The 17677-nt window shown below is 30.2% G+C and carries 9 protein-coding genes; 2 read left to right on the plus strand and 7 right to left on the minus strand.

Going from position 1 to position 17677, the window contains the following annotated elements:
• Nucleotides 1-65: 65 nt before the first annotated feature.
• The 6 genes from DAD81_RS19105 to DAD81_RS19130 all read right to left on the minus strand — a co-directional run bounded on the left by DAD81_RS19105 (nucleotide 66) and on the right by DAD81_RS19130 (nucleotide 9532).
• Complete coding sequence (locus DAD81_RS19105) at nucleotides 66-1505, minus strand: TlpA family protein disulfide reductase (protein ID WP_157961194.1); 1440 nt, start codon at nucleotides 1503-1505, stop codon at nucleotides 66-68.
• A 147-nt stretch (nucleotides 1506-1652) separates the two neighbouring features.
• Entirely contained in the window at nucleotides 1653-2324 is a 672-nt protein-coding gene (locus DAD81_RS19110) for a hypothetical protein (protein ID WP_111709921.1), read from the minus strand.
• Nucleotides 2325-2520: 196 nt separating this feature from the next.
• A complete protein-coding gene (locus DAD81_RS19115; protein WP_111709922.1) occupies nucleotides 2521-4008 on the minus strand; it encodes a RagB/SusD family nutrient uptake outer membrane protein in 1488 nt (495 codons plus the stop codon).
• A 12-nt stretch (nucleotides 4009-4020) separates the two neighbouring features.
• On the minus strand, nucleotides 4021-7470 hold the full coding sequence (locus DAD81_RS19120) for a SusC/RagA family TonB-linked outer membrane protein (protein WP_157961195.1): 3450 nt from the start codon (nucleotides 7468-7470) through the stop codon (nucleotides 4021-4023).
• A gap of 151 nt (nucleotides 7471-7621) precedes the next feature.
• Nucleotides 7622-8794: a FecR family protein gene (locus tag DAD81_RS19125; protein ID WP_111709924.1), complete on the minus strand. Its 1173-nt coding sequence runs from the start codon at nucleotides 8792-8794 to the stop codon at nucleotides 7622-7624.
• A 144-nt stretch (nucleotides 8795-8938) separates the two neighbouring features.
• On the minus strand, nucleotides 8939-9532 hold the full coding sequence (locus DAD81_RS19130; protein ID WP_111709925.1) for an RNA polymerase sigma factor: 594 nt from the start codon (nucleotides 9530-9532) through the stop codon (nucleotides 8939-8941).
• Between the two features lie 502 nt (nucleotides 9533-10034).
• Here DAD81_RS19130 and DAD81_RS19135 point away from each other — a divergent pair.
• Nucleotides 10035-11339 carry a hypothetical protein gene (locus DAD81_RS19135; RefSeq protein ID WP_111709926.1) on the plus strand — a complete coding sequence of 435 codons (1305 nt, stop codon included), beginning with the start codon at nucleotides 10035-10037 and terminating at the stop codon, nucleotides 11337-11339.
• 408 nt (nucleotides 11340-11747) lie between these two features.
• On the opposite strand, the gene DAD81_RS19140 is transcribed toward DAD81_RS19135, so the two are convergent.
• The gene (locus tag DAD81_RS19140; RefSeq protein WP_111709927.1) at nucleotides 11748-13910 is read right to left on the minus strand and encodes a prolyl oligopeptidase family serine peptidase; all 2163 of its coding nucleotides are present in this window, start codon (nucleotides 13908-13910) and stop codon (nucleotides 11748-11750) included.
• Between the two features lie 843 nt (nucleotides 13911-14753).
• On the opposite strand from DAD81_RS19140, the gene DAD81_RS19145 reads away from it, so the two are divergent.
• Nucleotides 14754-17654, plus strand: a complete 2901-nt coding sequence (locus tag DAD81_RS19145) for a tetratricopeptide repeat protein (RefSeq protein WP_111709928.1) — start codon at nucleotides 14754-14756, stop codon at nucleotides 17652-17654.
• Nucleotides 17655-17677 lie beyond the last annotated feature (23 nt).

Genomic DNA, 17677 nt, shown 5'->3' on the forward strand with positions numbered 1-17677 from the left:
AATTATAGTTTATTAAGTAATTGTTGTTTTTAAGAATAATATTTGAAATTTTAACATTTACGATTCTAAATTTCGAGTTCGTTAAATAGAGTTATTAATTCAAAGTCTGAAGGTCTTGGCGCATCAGAAGCTACTATGTTACCTTCCTTATCTAACAAAATAAATTTTGGAATTCCTTGTATTTGGTATTTTTGAATAAATTCAGACTTAAAATCTTTATCAGCTATTAATTGAACACCACCTAGTTTATTGTCTTTAACAAAGTTTTGCCACTTTTTTAAGTTGTTTTTAACATCAACAGAAATACTTAAAAATTCAATGTTTTTATTACCATGGTAGGCATCTTCAACTTTCTTTAAAAATGGAATTTCCTCTTTACACGGTCCACACCAAGTTGCCCATACATCTATATAAACATATTTTCCTCTAAAATCGGTTAGTGAATTGGTACCGCCATCTGCATTTTTATAGTTTACAAATTCAGGAGAAGGTTGTCCTGGAATTAACTTAACCAAATCGTTATATTGTGTAGTAATTACATCTCTATATCTTTTATTAGAAACGTTTTCATTAAACATTTTATAATATGCTACAAGTTCTTTAGTCTTTGTTATTCCATAGGGAGCATATAACATAAAAAGTTCTTGAATAATGTTTTTATTTGATACTGTTTTTGTTATAAATTTAAGAAACTCAATAGGGTCGGTTGCCCAAAAATCTGTAGTTTTTTCATAAGCATATTGATAATAAGATCTTAAAAGAAAAGCATAATGTGTAGACCGTTTGTATTCATCAATATTTTGATAATCGAAGTTTGATATTTTGTTATAAATAAGTGAAGTTAAATTTGGACTATCTTCGCCCATTACCATTTTATAACGAGAATCATAAGTAATATAACTTTGAATATTTCTATAGGTTATATCCTTTTTTTCATTATTAATAAATTCATCAGATAAGCCAGAGCTTGAATTTAATAAGTTTAAATATTCATTGTATTTGGCTTCTTGTTGCTTTATAAATTCTTTCTCATATACTTTATAAGTGTCATTTCCTCTTGCTTCAAATTTATCTAGAATTTGAGATTTCTTATGAAAATAGGTGTTTATATTAGCATTAGTTCCGCTAAATTTTAATTTGCTGGCATCTTTGAAATCTCCTATTATTTGTAAGTTGGCTCCTGGTGTTAAATGAAGTAATGCTGAATTTCTGTAAAGGCCAAGAAAAAAGTCTTTTTCATTATTTAAATAAATGGTATCAGAAAATGAACCTGTATCATCTAATTTTAATATTTTGTTATATTTAGGTACAGTGTCTACACTTATTGAAGTAAACATTGAGCTAATTTGAATTTGATTGTTTTCTGCATTGTTAATTATACCTGATAAAATGGCATAATTAGCAATAGGTTCTTGTTTACAAGAAGTAATAGTAAACAAGATTATAACTAAAATTAAGATTTTTTTAAACCATAATTTATTATCTAAGTTTATTTTTAAGGTCATTAACATTTGATAACTTTATTAAGTTAGTTTAATTGATATTTGGTAAAACAAGCGTTGTACCATTAAATTTCTTAAAAAATTTATATTTAGTTCATTTTGTTGAACTTTTTAAGAGTGAGAAATCAAGAGTTTAAAGTGTAATACTTGTTATTCTAAACCTTTAATATTTTCAATAGTTACACGAACATCCCAATTTCCAGATTCGAAAATTTCTATTTCAATAAATTCTCTTCCGTAAGTTGCCCTTAATTTTAGAGGGAAAGTAACATTGGTTAATTCAACAAAATCACTTTGAGCTCGTAATTCTTGATATAAACCATGATGTGCAACAACATTTATTTGTGGATTACGGATTAATGTATTATCCTCTCTAACATAAAGTCGCACTCTTTTAATATTATCATCAGTTTTTGTGAATCTTAATCCTGTTACATTCGGAGAGTTATTAAGTTTTTTATATGGATTCTCATAGATTCCAGCATAAACATCGTTCTTCCAAAAACCGGTTACAATACTATCTTTTAGTGTTGCTGTTTTATAAATCATTTTACCTTGACCAGCTTTTTTTCCTTTTTTGAAATAACCTTCAAATGAGTCACCGTTTTTCCAAGTATAGATTCCTTTTCCTTCAGGATATCCTTTTTTAAAAAAACCTATATAAAGGTCTTCACCTTTTGCTGTTCCCGTACCATTAGCTTTACCTTTTTTACAATCTCCTGTATACGTTTTATTAATACCTTTCATTAAAACCTTACAATTTTGTGAGTGTAAACTATGTACCATTAAAGAGCAGCATAGAAGTATAATAAATTGTTTCATTTTTATTTGATTTTTAGGAATTACAGATTAAACCTCAATATTAATTTGAGATAGTATTTTAATACAATAAAATGTTAACGTAAATGAATTATTTAAATTAAATAGTTGGTAAACAGTATGTTAATATAATTTTAATAATTGTTATATTAAAAAATATCCTATTGAATAAATCTATCCAATAGGATATTTTTAAAAGTTATTCGTAGCTAGGATTTTGAATTTCTATATTAAAACCAGCTTCAAGAGTAAGTCTTGAAAATGGCAAAATGAATTTATCAGAATTTGTTGCCGATGGTTTATAGTCAGATACTTGAAAACCTGTTCCAAAACCATCTACCCAATCATAACGTACTATATCAAACCATTCTTCACCTGTTTCTGCTAATAATTCAACTGTTTTTTCAATTCTTACAGCTTCTAAGAACTGATCTAAAGTTATTGAATCTGGGTAAATTTCAAATCCATCTCCTCCAGTATCAGTTGCACCAGCTCTTAATCTAATTGCATTTAAAGCATCTAAAGCATCGGTTGTAACACTATTAGAATTACGAGCTTCAGCTTCAGCATAAATTAAATAAACTTCAGCCATACGAGCATAATATACAAGAGAGTCGTCTTCACCATCAGCGAAGAAACTTGGAACCTTCAGCGTAGTTAGGCCATAAAAACCACCTCCAATAGTACTATTAATTCTATCTAAATCGTAATTTATAGTTTGAGAGCCAACAGTCATTGATCCAGCTGATAAATTACCAGTATATGCACCATTTATTGTGTAAGTGAAAGCCCATACTGTATTTGGTAATGGAGCTTGTAATGTTCCTCTTAATCCAAATAAAATTTCAGGATTATTAAATATTGCTTGTGAGGTATTATCAAAAATTTCATTATATGTTGGAGATAAACCATATGTTCCTCCAGCCCCATCTATTAAAGCTTTTGCTGTGCTAGCAGCCATTCCATAATCACCAGCATATAAATAAGCTTTGGCTTTTATTGCTCTTGCACCAATTTTATTTATATAACCGCTATTCATATTTAAATCTGGAGCATTTGTAATAGCAAAGTCAAGATCACTATGAATTTGTGCATACGTTTCGGCCACTGTATTTCTTGGTAAAGCACTACCATCTCTAATAGGTTCTAATCTTAATGCAATACCATAAATAGAAGAGGTATCATACCATTGACCATAATAGCGCAATAAGTAAAAATGAGATAATGCTCTAATTCCATAAGCTTCTCCTAACATTTCAGCCTTACGTTGTGGGCTTGAAAAACTCGCTTCATTTAATTCACCAACTTTTTCAATAATCCAATTGGCATCATTAATTGCTCTATAAAGACCAGCCATTCCAGAAAATGTTAGGTTATCACCTGCTTCCTCCTTGTTCAAGGGTTCATTTGCCATCCAAGAAGTAATTTCATCTTTATAATAAGCGCCGGCAACTCCAGCTAAACCGCTTAACGCGCTTGGTACACCTAACATAAACGTTGGTTCTTCTTTTAAACTAGAGTAGGCCCCAGCTAGTGCTAAATCTGCTGACCCTTCATTACTAATGGCAGCTTCTGCTTCTAATTGGTATTGTAATTCAATTTCATCAATAGGGGTAGTCAATTCACACGAAGTGAAACATACCAATACTACGCCCAAAATGCTTATATATTTTATAATTTTTTTCATGTTTTAATTTTTTTAAAATGTTACATTTAAACCTAAAGTAAAGCTTTGGATATTTGGATATCCCCAACCACCATCAGAGGCAGCGGAAACTGTAGAGTCACTATTTACACCTCTTGTAATAGATTCTGGATTTGGTCCATCGTAGTTATGAATAATAAACAAGTTATTTCCTGTGAATGTAAATTTAGCGTTGCTAATACCAAGCATTTTTGATACTTCCGAAGGTATATTATAGCCTATTGAAGCAGAACGTAAAGATAAGTATGAGGCATCCGAAACAAAACGAGAATTGCTACTTTGCCAGAAACGTGATCCTGCTCTCGGATACTTAGCATCTGGATTTTCAGGTGTCCAAGCATTCATAACATCACTACGAATGTAGTTAGGTACACGATTAAAATCTAAGTATGATAAGAATTCATCTGGACTTCTTATTTTATCTAAACCTAGCACATAAGAAAAGTTAAAATTAAAGTTAAAATTCTTATAACTTAATGTATTGTTCCAACCACCAAATACTTTAGGTTGGTTACCATCTGCAAGCCTTACTTGATCAGCATCAGTATATTCACCATCTCCATTAATATCTCTTGCAATAAAGTCTCCAGGAGCTTGTAATGCAGTGTCATATTGTCCGTCAGGGGCACCTGCATTTAAAGCATCTATTTCAGCTTGTGTTTGTGCTGTTCCAGCAATATCTCTACCGAAAACGGTTCCAATTGGATACCCTTCAGCAACGCCATAATTGTTGTAACTGTCGGATTGACCACCTTTTAAAGCATCTACATTATTTGTAATAAAAGAAGCATTAAAAGAAGAGTTCCATGTTAAGTCTTCGTTTCTAAAAATATCTCCACTTACTAATATTTCCCATCCTTTATTAGTTACATCAGCAATGTTTGAATAATAATTTGCAAATCCAGTTTGTGCCGAAATAGGTGTTAATAAAATAAGATCAGATGTTTTTTTATTGAACCAAACAATTTCTGCATTTAAACGATTGTTAAATAATCCCAATTCTATTCCTAAATCTATTTGATCTGTTTCTTCCCAACGTATTCCATTATTTGAAACTCCTTGCAATCTAAATCCGTTAAGACCATTGTATAAAGTAGGCGCTCCATATCCACCTTCAACAGCTGATACAGGGGTAAATAGGAAGGCTGGTAAATTGTCGTTACCAGTTCTACCAGCTGTAGCACGTAACTTCATTGAGCTAATAGTTTTGTTATCTTTTAGGAAATTTTCATTATGCATATTCCAAGCCAAACCTAAAGAAGGAAAGAATCCAGTTTGGTTGTTTTCCCCAAATTGAGTGGATCTATCTAAACGACCAGTTGCAGTTACTAAATATTTATCATCGTAATTATAATTAATTCTTCCAAAAGCTGAATTTAACGCCTTTTGAGCAAAATCACTACTTCCATCATAAACATGTGTAGCCGATTCTGGGTTTACTAAAACAAAGTCGTCTGGGAATCCTGCAAAATTAACACCAACAGCCTCATTCTCCGTGCTATCCCAAGATAAACCCGCAACAGCATTTATATTGTGAACTTCATTAAATGTGTTTTTATACGTTAAAGTGTTTGTAAATATGATGTTTTTAGTGCTGTTATGCTGGGTTTTTAGAATTCCAATAGCAGGATCTCCATAAGAAATTAAATTTCCATTTAAACCCGCAAGAGCTGCATCAATTGTAAATGATGGTGAGTAATTATTTACTTCATCATTAGACTGGTTTGCACTAAATTGAGATCTAAATTTTAGGTTTTTTACAATGTCAATTTCAGCATAAATACTAGTAAGAATACTTTTTCTTTGAAGTTCATTTCTAACTCGTCCATCCTGTCCAACAGGATTCATGTCTGGGACTTCAAATACTACATCTCCATTATCTGTATAATTTCCATTTTCATCAAAAACAGGAACATCAGGTCTAAAAGCTCCAGCATATCTAAAACTAGTAATATCTGAAGTTTTACTTATAGAATTGTTATAATTAATAGATGCACCAACTTTTAATCTATCTGTAATTGTTGCATCTATGTTTGCTGCAAAAGAATAACGTTTAAACTTATCATTAATAAATACAGATTCTTGATCTTGTACGTTACCTGACATATAGTAGTTTACATTGTCTGTTCCTCCTGAAAGGCTCATACGGTAGTCATTCCACATGGCATTTTCGTTTTGAACTTCTTTTTGCCAATCAGTATTTGCTGTTCCAAAATAATTATCTGGATCGTTAACAATATTATATTGATTTGGAAAGTATATAGGTAAAAGATTATCAGGCGCTCCACTATTGTCTAAGGCAATTTGTGCTTGCTTACTATAAAAATCTTTATATTCGTCTGTACTTAAAAACTCATATTTTGTTTGTGGATTTTGAATTGTTGTATTTACGGCAAAATTCAGTCTTGGCTTTTGTCCTCTCTTACCACGTTTTGTGGTGACAATAATTACACCATTTGCGGCTCTGGAACCATATATTGCGGCTGCAGATGCATCTTTTAAAACGGTTAAGTTTTCAATATCTGCAGGGTTAATAGCTAATAGAGGATTGGATTGTGTACCACCAACACTTAATAATCCTTCACGGCTTCTACTATTTGCATTAATATTCATTGGGATACCATCAATAACATATAATGGTTGGTTATCTCCATTTATTTGGCTAAGCCCTCTAATATTAACAGAAGCACTTGAACCTGGTTGCCCTGAACCAGTTACCATTACACCAGGAACTTTACCGTATAAAGCTCTTTCAACAGATTGTGATTTTATTTGCTCAATTTCTGAAGCTTTAACAGTAGTTACAGATCCTGTAAGGTCTTTCTTTTGAGTAGTTCCATATCCTACAACAACTACTTCATTAAGTTTAGAGGAAGCTTCAGTTAATACAACATTAATTACCAATTTATCGGTAACTTCAAATTCTTGAGTTAAAAAACCAACGTATGAAAATCTAATAAATTTACCTTTTGAAGCTCTAACGCTATATTTTCCATTAATGTCAGTAGCAACGCCTCTTACCGTGGTACTCCCTTTTGCGCCAACTAAAACATTTACGCCTGGTATTGGTTCTCCATTTACATCATTTACTGTACCTGTTATGGTAATTTGTTGAACCTCTACTAAAGTTTTTACAATAGGTTTTTTAGAAAGAATTATTGTGTTTTCTAAAAAGTTGTATTGTACATCGCTCTGCGCTAGACTTTTATCTAAAAGTTTGTACGTCTTAATTGTGCCTTCTTGCACATTCACCATAGGTGTATTTTTAAATAAATCTTCTCTATAAATAAATTTATAGTCAGTCTGATCTTGAATGAGTTTAAAAACTTCATCAACTGTGATGGTTTTATCTGTATCAATAGTAATTTTTGCATTTTGAGACAAACTCGTACTAGGAGTAAATCCGAACGCTAGTGCACAGAATAAGAAAATAAAGGATCTCATAATTCTTTTTAATAAGCGATTTTTTAAGAAAAACGCATGGGTAAATTTAATTTCCATAAATTTGTAATGTGTTAGTTAAACATTAATTGGTTAATTCACTTAAGGGGGAGGAAGCTGTTACTTGCCGGTATATACTTTAATCCCCTTTTTTTTACTTTATGATTATTTTTTCATCGGTTATTTTATATTTTAAATTGTTAGTGTTTTTTAATGTAAGTAGAATAATTTCTATATTTTGATTTTTACCTAAGGTTCCTATATATCTAAATTTTTGATTATCCTTATTTTGAACATCTATTTTAACATCGTACCATCTAGATAAAACAGTCATTACTTCATCTAATGTTTTATTGTTAAAATTGAATTCTCCGTACCTCCAAGAAATTTCATTTAACACATCAATTTCTTTAAAATCTACTTTTTTGCTATTTTTATTATAAACCGATTGTTGAGAGGGTAATAATACTTTATTTACAGCATCAACTTTTAAAGCTATTTTACCTTCAACTAAAGTTGTTTTAATAGCATCTTCTTCTTTATAAGCTTTAATATTAAATTCGGTTCCAAGTACTTCAATTTCTTGTTCTTGGCTTAATACTTTAAATTTATCTCCATTATGTAAATCACTAGATGAAACTTCAAAATAGGCTTCTCCATAAAGCAATTCAACTGTACGTGTTTCACCTCGTACAAATTTAGTTGGGTATTTTATTTTTGAATCTGAATTTAACCATACGTTAGTTCCATCTGCTAATTCAACAAAAAATTCACCACCTCTTGGAATTGTTAAATAATTATAAGTTGGTTTTTCTTTAACACGTCTATGTTTAGCAATTTTCTTAGAGGTATAAACAATTTTTTCTCCATTACTTTTAGCGTTTTCTTTATTATATATTTTACCTTTTTCTAAAGAAATTACCGAGCCATCTTCTAAAGTAAGTGATGCTTTGTCTGTTCCTATTGGAATGTTGTTTTTAATTTTAGTAACAACAGGAGCTTTATCAGTTAATTCGTTGTTTATTAAAAAATATCCAGTAGAAAATACAATTAATATCGCTGCTGCATATTTAAAGAATCTTTTAAAGTTGAAACTAATTACTTTTGGTTCTTTTTTAGATTCGTTATTTATTTTACTTAAGATTTTTGAATGAATGCTTTGTTTTACATCCTCTTCAAGACCAAGTTCTGATTCCCATTCATTATCATTCTGAAAACTTTCATAATGATTAATGAGTATTTCTTCTTCAGCAATGGTACTATTACCATTAAGGAAATTATCCACAATTTTTAGAAATATTTCCTTATTTAGTTTTTCTTGTTTCATTATTTATTAAAATAATTAAGGTATTTGTAGTATTAGTGTAATTAAAAGGGAGTATCCCTTAGTTTTTATTTAAAAAAAAATTAATTTTTTTGATTTTTAAGTAATATGGAAAATAGGTTGAGGTTGAAAGAAGAAATTTATAGCCTAATTTATGTGGCTGTGCAGCCAAATAACCATTTCTAAACTAATAAGACCTCCCATAGAAGTTCTTAAAGTTTTCAATGCTCTTGTAATATGACTTTCAATGGTTTTTGTAGAAATATTAAGTTTTTGTGCAATTTCTTTATGACTTAACTGCTCTTCCCTGCTTAAAAGGTAAATTTCTCTACATTTTTTAGGAAGTGTAGAAACCACCGTTTCAATATGCTCAACCAATTCTTTATGCATTAATTTAGTTGCTGGAGTTGCTTGGTAGGCACGTGTATTTAAATTTTCAATTAAATCTACGTTTATACCTTTTTTGTTTTTTCTAAAATAATCATAAACTTTATATCTTGTGCAGGCGTATAAATAAGCTTTTAAAGAAATTGTTATTTTTAACTGTTCTCTTTTCTTCCAAATATCTAAGAAAACATCTTGAATAATATCTTCACTGGTTTCCTTGTTTTTTAATAAAGAATAAGATGATAAAAAAAGTGATTTCCAATAAGCGTTATAAATTTCTGTAAGAGCTTGGTTGTCCCCAGATTTTAATCGTTCTAATAATATGTCATCATTTTGAATTGATTTTTCAGACATTTAGTTAATTTAATGAGAAAACAAATGTAAAAAAAAATTGTTAACGATTATATAATATTAGAGGCTTGGATGGTTGCAAAAGAAGGTTGAAATCAATTGTGTAACCTTTAAGTAGTGTTAATAACTTTAAAATCAGTTAAATACGGGTTTAATTATTGCTGTGTTATTCTAAAAATTATAAAAAATAGTAATTTTTAAAAAGTTGTTAATCAGCTGGTTAATTTTTTTTATTTTTTTAAAATTTTAATAAAAAATAAAAAAACTGAAAATTTGTAGCCATTTTAAGTCGTAATTGTTAAGATTTTGAGTATTTATTGTTAAAAATGAATAATGCTTAAATATAATTTATCAATATAGCATTATTGTTGAATAAAATACTGTTTTAGTTGAGTTGTTTTGTAATATTTTTAACCAATTTTTAACAATTTAATTTTAGGGGAAGTATTGGAATATAGCGTCATAGTTATTGACAAATCATTATAGATTAACTAACAAACTAACTATGAAAAAATTACTGTTTTTATTGGCTTTATTTATAAGTTTTAATTTGACTGCACAAGAAGAAAAAAAACAAGATTCAACCACTTACTTAAATCCATTTCGTTTTGTACCAAAACTTAAATTGTATTTAGATTGTAATTTATGTGATGTTAATTATATTCAGCAAAAGTCATCTAAATATTTTGAATTTGTGAGAGATCAAAAATATGCAGATGTTCATATAATGGTTCGTTCTCAAAATACGGGAAGTGGTGGTTTAGAACACGAATTGGAATATTTTGGTAAAAATTTTTATGGAAAAGCATATAATAAGCATTCATTTTCTACTCCGCCAACTAATTCTTTTTCAGAAAATAGAGATTTAATGCTACAGAATATTCGTATGGGGTCATCTATTTTTCTTTATAAGCATTATGATAAGTATGAATCATTAATCGTTAATTCTAACGAAGAAAAAAATGATTCTATAAATAAACCTGTGCCCAAAAATGACACTCAAATTGAGGTAAAAGATAAGTGGAATAGTTGGGTGTTTAATATTGGGTTAAACGGAGGTTATAGTGGACAAGAAACATCTGAAAATAGTAATCTTGGAGCTAGTTTTTCGATGAAAAGAGTAACAAATAAAAACAAATTTTTAATTAGAACAAATTTTAACACTCAAAAGTCTGATTATGATTATGGGGATTTTAAAATTTCATCAACTAATAAAACTATAAATGTTAATATTTATGATGCTTTCAGTATTTCAAATCATTGGTCAATTGGAGCTTTTTTGAATGGAGGGAGATCTACCTATGCAAATCAAAAATTATATATAAAATTTAAACCTGCTATAGAGTATAGTTTTTTTGATTATAAAGAGTCTGCTACAAAACAAATAACCATCTCATATAGGGTTGGAGGTGTAAAATACAAGTATGATGAAAAAACAATATTTAATAAAAGTGAAGAGTTTTTGGGGGAACAATCTGCTGAATTAAGTGGAAGTGTTCAACAAAAATGGGGTAGTGTTAACGGGTCTGTATTATATGATAGTTATTTAAATGACAGTTCATTAAATGCTTTTAATTTTAGATTAAGTACTAATTTTAGAGTTGCAAGTGGTTTAACTTTTAACATAAGTGGAAATTATGGAATTACAAATAATCAAATAAATTTAGCAGGAGGAGATTTATCGTTAGATGAATTATTATTAAGACAAAAGCAAGTGAATTCAGGTTATAATTTCTTTACAACAGTTGGTTTAAATTATTCATTTGGCTCGATGTTTAGTAGTGTAATTAATCCAAGATTTGATTTCTAAATTATTAGAAATAGAAATGTGAATTTACACTGATTTTTAAGTTGTATTGAGTTGAAAATAAAGTATTTAGAGTGGTTTTTTTTGTTTTAATTTCAAGAATAAATCATTGCTCATAAAAGTAAACATGTTTTTGCAATTTAATAGCGAGGGATCCTAATAAAAGGATTTAAAATTTTATGATTAGGAAGCTCATAACCCGAAGGTTACTGGTTCTAGTCTAAAAGAAAATTTCTTTAAACCAAACAGTTTAGTTTTCGCTAAACTGTTTGGTTATGTTATAAAATTACCTTAATGAAACAATGGTCTTTGAACATTTCTTTTATAAAAATAGATTTTTTATTTAGATGAGACAGAACACTTTACTTTGTATAAGGAACTAATTTTTCAGCCATTGTTGTCAACTGTTGTTTAGTTTTTCAACTTCTTTAATAGTTTAAAATCAGGATGTCCAGATTGCCAATAAAAAAATGAAAAAATATTTGAAAATTGATCTAGTGTTTGAGTTAAAGTTGTGCGACCTCCGTGACCTCCTTCAAAATTGGTAAAAAATAATATCGGCGAATTACCTTTATTATCATGTTGCATTTTGGCAGCAAATTTAGAAGGTTGCCAAGCAATTACTCTTGGATCATTCATTCCTGCAGTAATTAGCATCGCAGGATACTCTGTGCCTGGTTTTAAATTATGGTAAGAATCCATAGCCAATAATCCTTTAAATTCTTCTGGATCTGCAACTGTACCAAACTCTGGAGTGTTTACAGGGCCATTAGGTGTTTCTTCCATTCTTACAGTATTCATGGCGCCTACCATTGGTGCTCCTGCTACAAACAAATCAGGACGTTCTGTAATAGATCTACCCACTAAAATTCCACCGGCACTACCTCCAAATATTGATATTTTTTTAGGATTAGAGTATTTGTTTTTTATTAAATATTCAGCTGTAGCAATAGCATCTTTCCAAGTATTTGGTTTATTTAATTTTTGTCCTGCTTTGTGCCAAGCATCTCCAAGTTCTCCTCCACCTCTAACATGTGGTACTACTAAAATACCATCATACATTGTATAAGCCAAAGTAATTGGACTGAAAAAAGGTGATGTAGAATTACCATAAGATCCATAACTATAAAGAACTGCTGGATTTTGCCCGTTCATTTTTAAGTCTTTATTATGAATTATAGATACTGGGACCATAACACCATCATGAGACTCTACCATAACCTCCTTGGCTATAAGGTTGTCTAATTCTGGATATTCTACAGGAGTTGATAAAGGTTTATGTGTAAATGAATTTGTTTTTGAGCTATATAAAAAGCGTTTATTTGGTGATGTCCATCCAGAAATATTTATCCAAACTTCACTAAAATCAGTTCCTCTTGCCGATATATCTGCACTTCCTGCGGTAAAAGGCAACTGCAATTCTATAGGGTTGCTTTTATCATTTTCAAGAAAATATACCTTAGCCTCAACTCCATTTTTAACAGTTGCATAGTAAAGACCATCTTTGGTTAAAGCAAAATCAGTTATGTTTTCAGATTTAGATTCTTCAATAACAGTTGTTGCTTTTGAAAAATCAGGACTATCAATAGACGTTTTAACAATTTTATAATTAGGAGCATTATTATAAGTTAAATAATAAATATCGGTTGAATTTAAATCTATATCTGTAACCTTATCATCTCTTGTTAATATCGGTTTCCAATTATGAGATCCATTTTCATCTTCCATATAAATTTTAGAGTTCTTATCAACAGAGCTAGCATACAAAATATTTTTATTTGCCTCCTTTGAATACAAAACAAAAGGATACTCAGATTTCAGAATGTTTAATGCAGCATAATTATTTTTGGAGAAATATTTTTCATCTGATGTTTGGTCAGTACCTACGTTATGTACATAATTTGATGTGTAAATTTGTCTATTCTTATCTTTTAAATCTGCTGAATTTAGTTTTATATAAAAGAAACTGTCTCCAGATTGATGCCAAGAAATCCCTTCAGCTAATTGTAAAATTTCATCATATTGTTCACCTGTATTTTTAAATATGAGTAATTCTGGGTTTTCAGAACCATTAGCAGAAACACTAACTGCAATTTTATCTCCTTTTATATTTGGAGAAATAGATGATACAGTATAGGTACTTCCGTCTTTCTTTTTGTACTGAGTTGGGTCAAAAAATAAAGTCTCCAAACCATCATAACCTTTTCGGCTATACATTTTACTAATCTCCTCTCCTGGAACTCGTTTTAAATAATAGTAGTAATCATCATCTGTTATATTAACATTTGAAATAGAAGCAGAACGTCTTTCAATAAGTTCTTTCATTTTATTGAAAATGGCTTTCTTTCCAGAAATGTTATTCAATATAGATGTTGCATAATCGGCATTATCTTTCATCCAAGTCACTACAATAGGATCATCTAAATTTTCTAGATATTGATATGGGTCATTTAGTGTTACTCCAAAATATGTGTTGCTTACATTTTTCTGTGGTAATAGCTCTGGCTTTACAGATTCTTGTGCTATTACTATAAATGGAATAAAAATTAATAAGGCATAAAATAGTTTTTTCATAATTTTAAAGTTTATGAGTTAATAAAATGCATTGAATGGATATTTACGTTGTACCACATCGTTTAAAGATAAGAATTAAATTTTTAGATTAATTCTTTTTTTAATATACAAATAATATAGAGGATTGAAGCTTTGGGTTTCAACAGTTGGTTTTTCATTATTATTCTAATCACTTCTATTCCTGAAATAGCTATTAGCTGATTCAGATTCTTTAAACCGAGGCCTTGTATAATTCGCCATGTAATCATTTGATGATCTTGCTCAACAATATTATATAAGTACTTCTTTTATTAAAATGTTTGAGCAGTTATACTTTGTCTCACTTTGGTTAATAAGATATCTACAGTGTTACCAGCCCTATCAAAAGCTCTAAATAAATAATTCTAAATAGTTTTCCTCTAATCTAGAGGCGTTAGAGCCTCTTTAATTTAAACAACTTAATGATGAAAATTCCTTCAGAATTTCAACGAAACTGTTCGGACTATTTTCTGTTAGCTCTAATAAGCAAGTTTCATAAATATGTGAAGCTTTTTTGTACTTTAAAATAAGGGATTCTAAAAATCTTATATTCTACTATATATGCCAATTATTATAAAATTAGGCATACGAATGGATGCAATTTATATAAAATTGTGGCGTTTTTCTAGTGGGATTTAATAATTTAAGCGTGAAATCATAACCGCTTATTATTAAAATACTTTTTAATTATTATAGTGCTAGAGAAAGAAAAAGCAAGGTGTACTAAAAGTGAATCTTCAATTAGAGCAATTTAATTGAACATTTATTTATATTTGACAACCATTATTATTTATATAACTACTTTTTTTACTTAAAAATTAACAAATGATACGCAGTCGTTGGGTAATTTCAAAAAAACTTAAAATTGTGCTCTGGATTGCAATTGTGTTGTCAATCTTTATGTTTTCAAATACCTTCTATTTATTAATAATCCGTTTAGCAGATTTTATAAAACAGACTTATTATCCATTAAGTAATGTTTCAATTTCAGATGTATTTCAAACTATGATTCTTTCTCATACGGCTGTGGGAATCGTGTTGGTTGTAATAATGTTGGTATTTGGGTTTATGCACTTGCCAAGAGTATGGAAAATGTATAGACATAAAAGTGGTTTGTCTGGAATAGCATATATGTTAATTGGGTTAACACTTGGCGTAACAGGATTGTTTATACTTACTTCAGCAGCAAGTAGAGATAATAATTGGGCTTGGTGGCTGCACGTTATTTGTGCTATACTAGCGCCAACTATGTATATTTTGCATAGATTAAGTAGTAAAGTTAACAAGCCTTCAACAAAAGGTTTTAAGCAATTTGGCTTTTCTGTTATTGGCCTTTTAGTTATTATGCTTGTATTGCATATGGCTACAAATAGTGATGAAATTTTAACTCCTGAAGCTAAAAAATCAATACAGAAAGGAATGCACGAAGGTCCTGGTGCAAAAAACAGGATTATTGAAGATTATTTAGAGAGTGATTTTGTTCCAATTGGTTTTGTTCCTCCTGAAAGTCCATTTTTTCCTTCTGCGGCAACTACTTCAACAGGAGATTATTTACCGTCTCGTATTATTACAAGAGGGGAATTAGGTGATTCTGAGAAAATTCAAAATGAAATAGATGAATATGGGTTTGTGAAAAATACGCCTATTGGAGCTGCTACTTGTAAAAGATGTCATCAGGATATTGTTAGTCAATGGGAGGCTTCTGCTCATCGTTTTGCGTCTTTTAATAATCCGTTTTATGAAGCCACTTTAATGGATATGCGTAAAAATGCAAATGAACCAAATAAATGGATAAAAAAACATATTGATGAAAATACTAGTTTAGGGAACGAGTCAATTGGGAATATTAAAAGTAAATGGTGTAGTGGATGTCACGATCCATCATTAATGTTGGCTGGTAAAATGGATCGACCTATAGATCGTAATACCCCTGAAGCTCAGGCAGGTTTAACTTGTTTGGCATGTCATTCAATGGATAAAATTCATAATCAAACGGGGAATGGAAATTATAATATAGCCGATGAGCAAGAAGACCCTTATTTGTTTGCCAAAAGTGAAGATGGAAGTCTTGGTGCTTTTCTTCATGATGCAGCAATCAAAGCCAAGCCAAATGTACATATGGAACAAATGAATCAGCCTTTTTTTTCTAAAAGTGAGTATTGTTTAACGTGCCATAAAGTGAGTTTGTCAGAACCGGTAAATAATTACCGTTGGTTGCGAGGTCAGAATGAATATGATAATTGGCACGATAGTGGAATTTCAACAAATGCTTCCAGAACTTTTTATCTTCCTTCATTCAAAAGAGAATGTCAAGATTGTCATATGCCGCGAGAAGAAGCCAGTTTGGGAGATTTGGCTGCAAAAAATGGAATGGTTAGATCGCATAGATTTATAGCCGCAAACACAGCTTTACCATTTGTTAGAAATGATACGGCAACTATAAATAAGATTACATCCTTTTTACAAGCGGATAAATTGCAGGTAGATATTTTTGCCGTTCAATCTGTAAATAATTCTGAGCCTATTATGGCAATAAATCGAGGGAATCTTTCATTAAAGGCAGGAGAACAGATAACGGTAGATGTTGCTGTTAAAAATAAAGGTGTTGGTCATACTTTTCCTGGTGGAACTAATGATTCTAATGAAGGATGGTTGGAATTTACAGTTAAAGACGAAAATTTAAATACCTTAGTAATTAGTGGATTTTTAGATAAAAACAGACATTTAGATAAAAATACCCACACCTTTAAGTCGGTTATGGTTGATAAAAATTCTAAACCAATTCATCAGCGAAATGCTCAAGATATTCATGTAACTGTTTACTCAAATGTAATTGGTCCGGGTACTGCAGATATTGCCCATTATTCATTTACAATTCCAAAGAAATTTGAAGGTAGTAAATTAACTATGGAAGCTCGGTTGTTATTTAGAAAATTTGATCAGAAATATTTAGAATTTGCATACAATACAAACCCAGAAGGTTTTAAGCAATTTAAAGAAATACCGAAATTGCCAATTACTGAAATTGCAGCTGATAAAATTGATTTTTTTGTAACAAATAAAGAGAGTAATCTTTCAAAGGGGAAAAATCAACAGAGTTTCGTTTCAAAATCTGATTGGATGCGTTTTAATGATTATGGAATTGGATTGTTGTTAGAAGGGGATTCAAGGGGAGCAATTCGAGCCTTTAAAATGGTTGAAAAACTTCAGCCAGAGCTTTTAGATGGACCACTTAACTTGGCTAAAACAGCATTGAGTGAGGGAAATATAGAAGAAGTTTATTTATACTTGAGAAAATGTGAAAGTCTAAAAAAGGGAGACCCACAGGTTGCTTGGGTATGGGCGCGAGCTCGCCAAGAAGATGGTTTGTATAAAGATGCTATTGCGGCTTATAAATATGTTTTAAAACATTTCCCTGATGACCGGGTTGCACGTCGTCAACTTGGGAGGACTTATTATTTAAATCAACAATATGAAGAGTCTATAAAGATGTATAAATCTGTATTGGATATTGATCCAGAAGACCGAGAGGCATATTACCATTTATCATTAAATTATAAAGCCATTGGTAACGATAAAGATGCCGCAACAATGAATGCCGCATTTGATTACTATAAAATTGACGAGTCAGCTTCTGAAGCAGCTCAAAAATATAGAATGGAAAATTCAGGCGATAATATAATGGCACAAGATATTAGAATTCATCATTTGAAGTTTTTAAATTAGTTTAACTTCCCAAATTAAAATTT

The organism is Lutibacter citreus, from assembly GCF_003260195.1.
GTDB lineage: Bacteria > Bacteroidota > Bacteroidia > Flavobacteriales > Flavobacteriaceae > Lutibacter > Lutibacter citreus.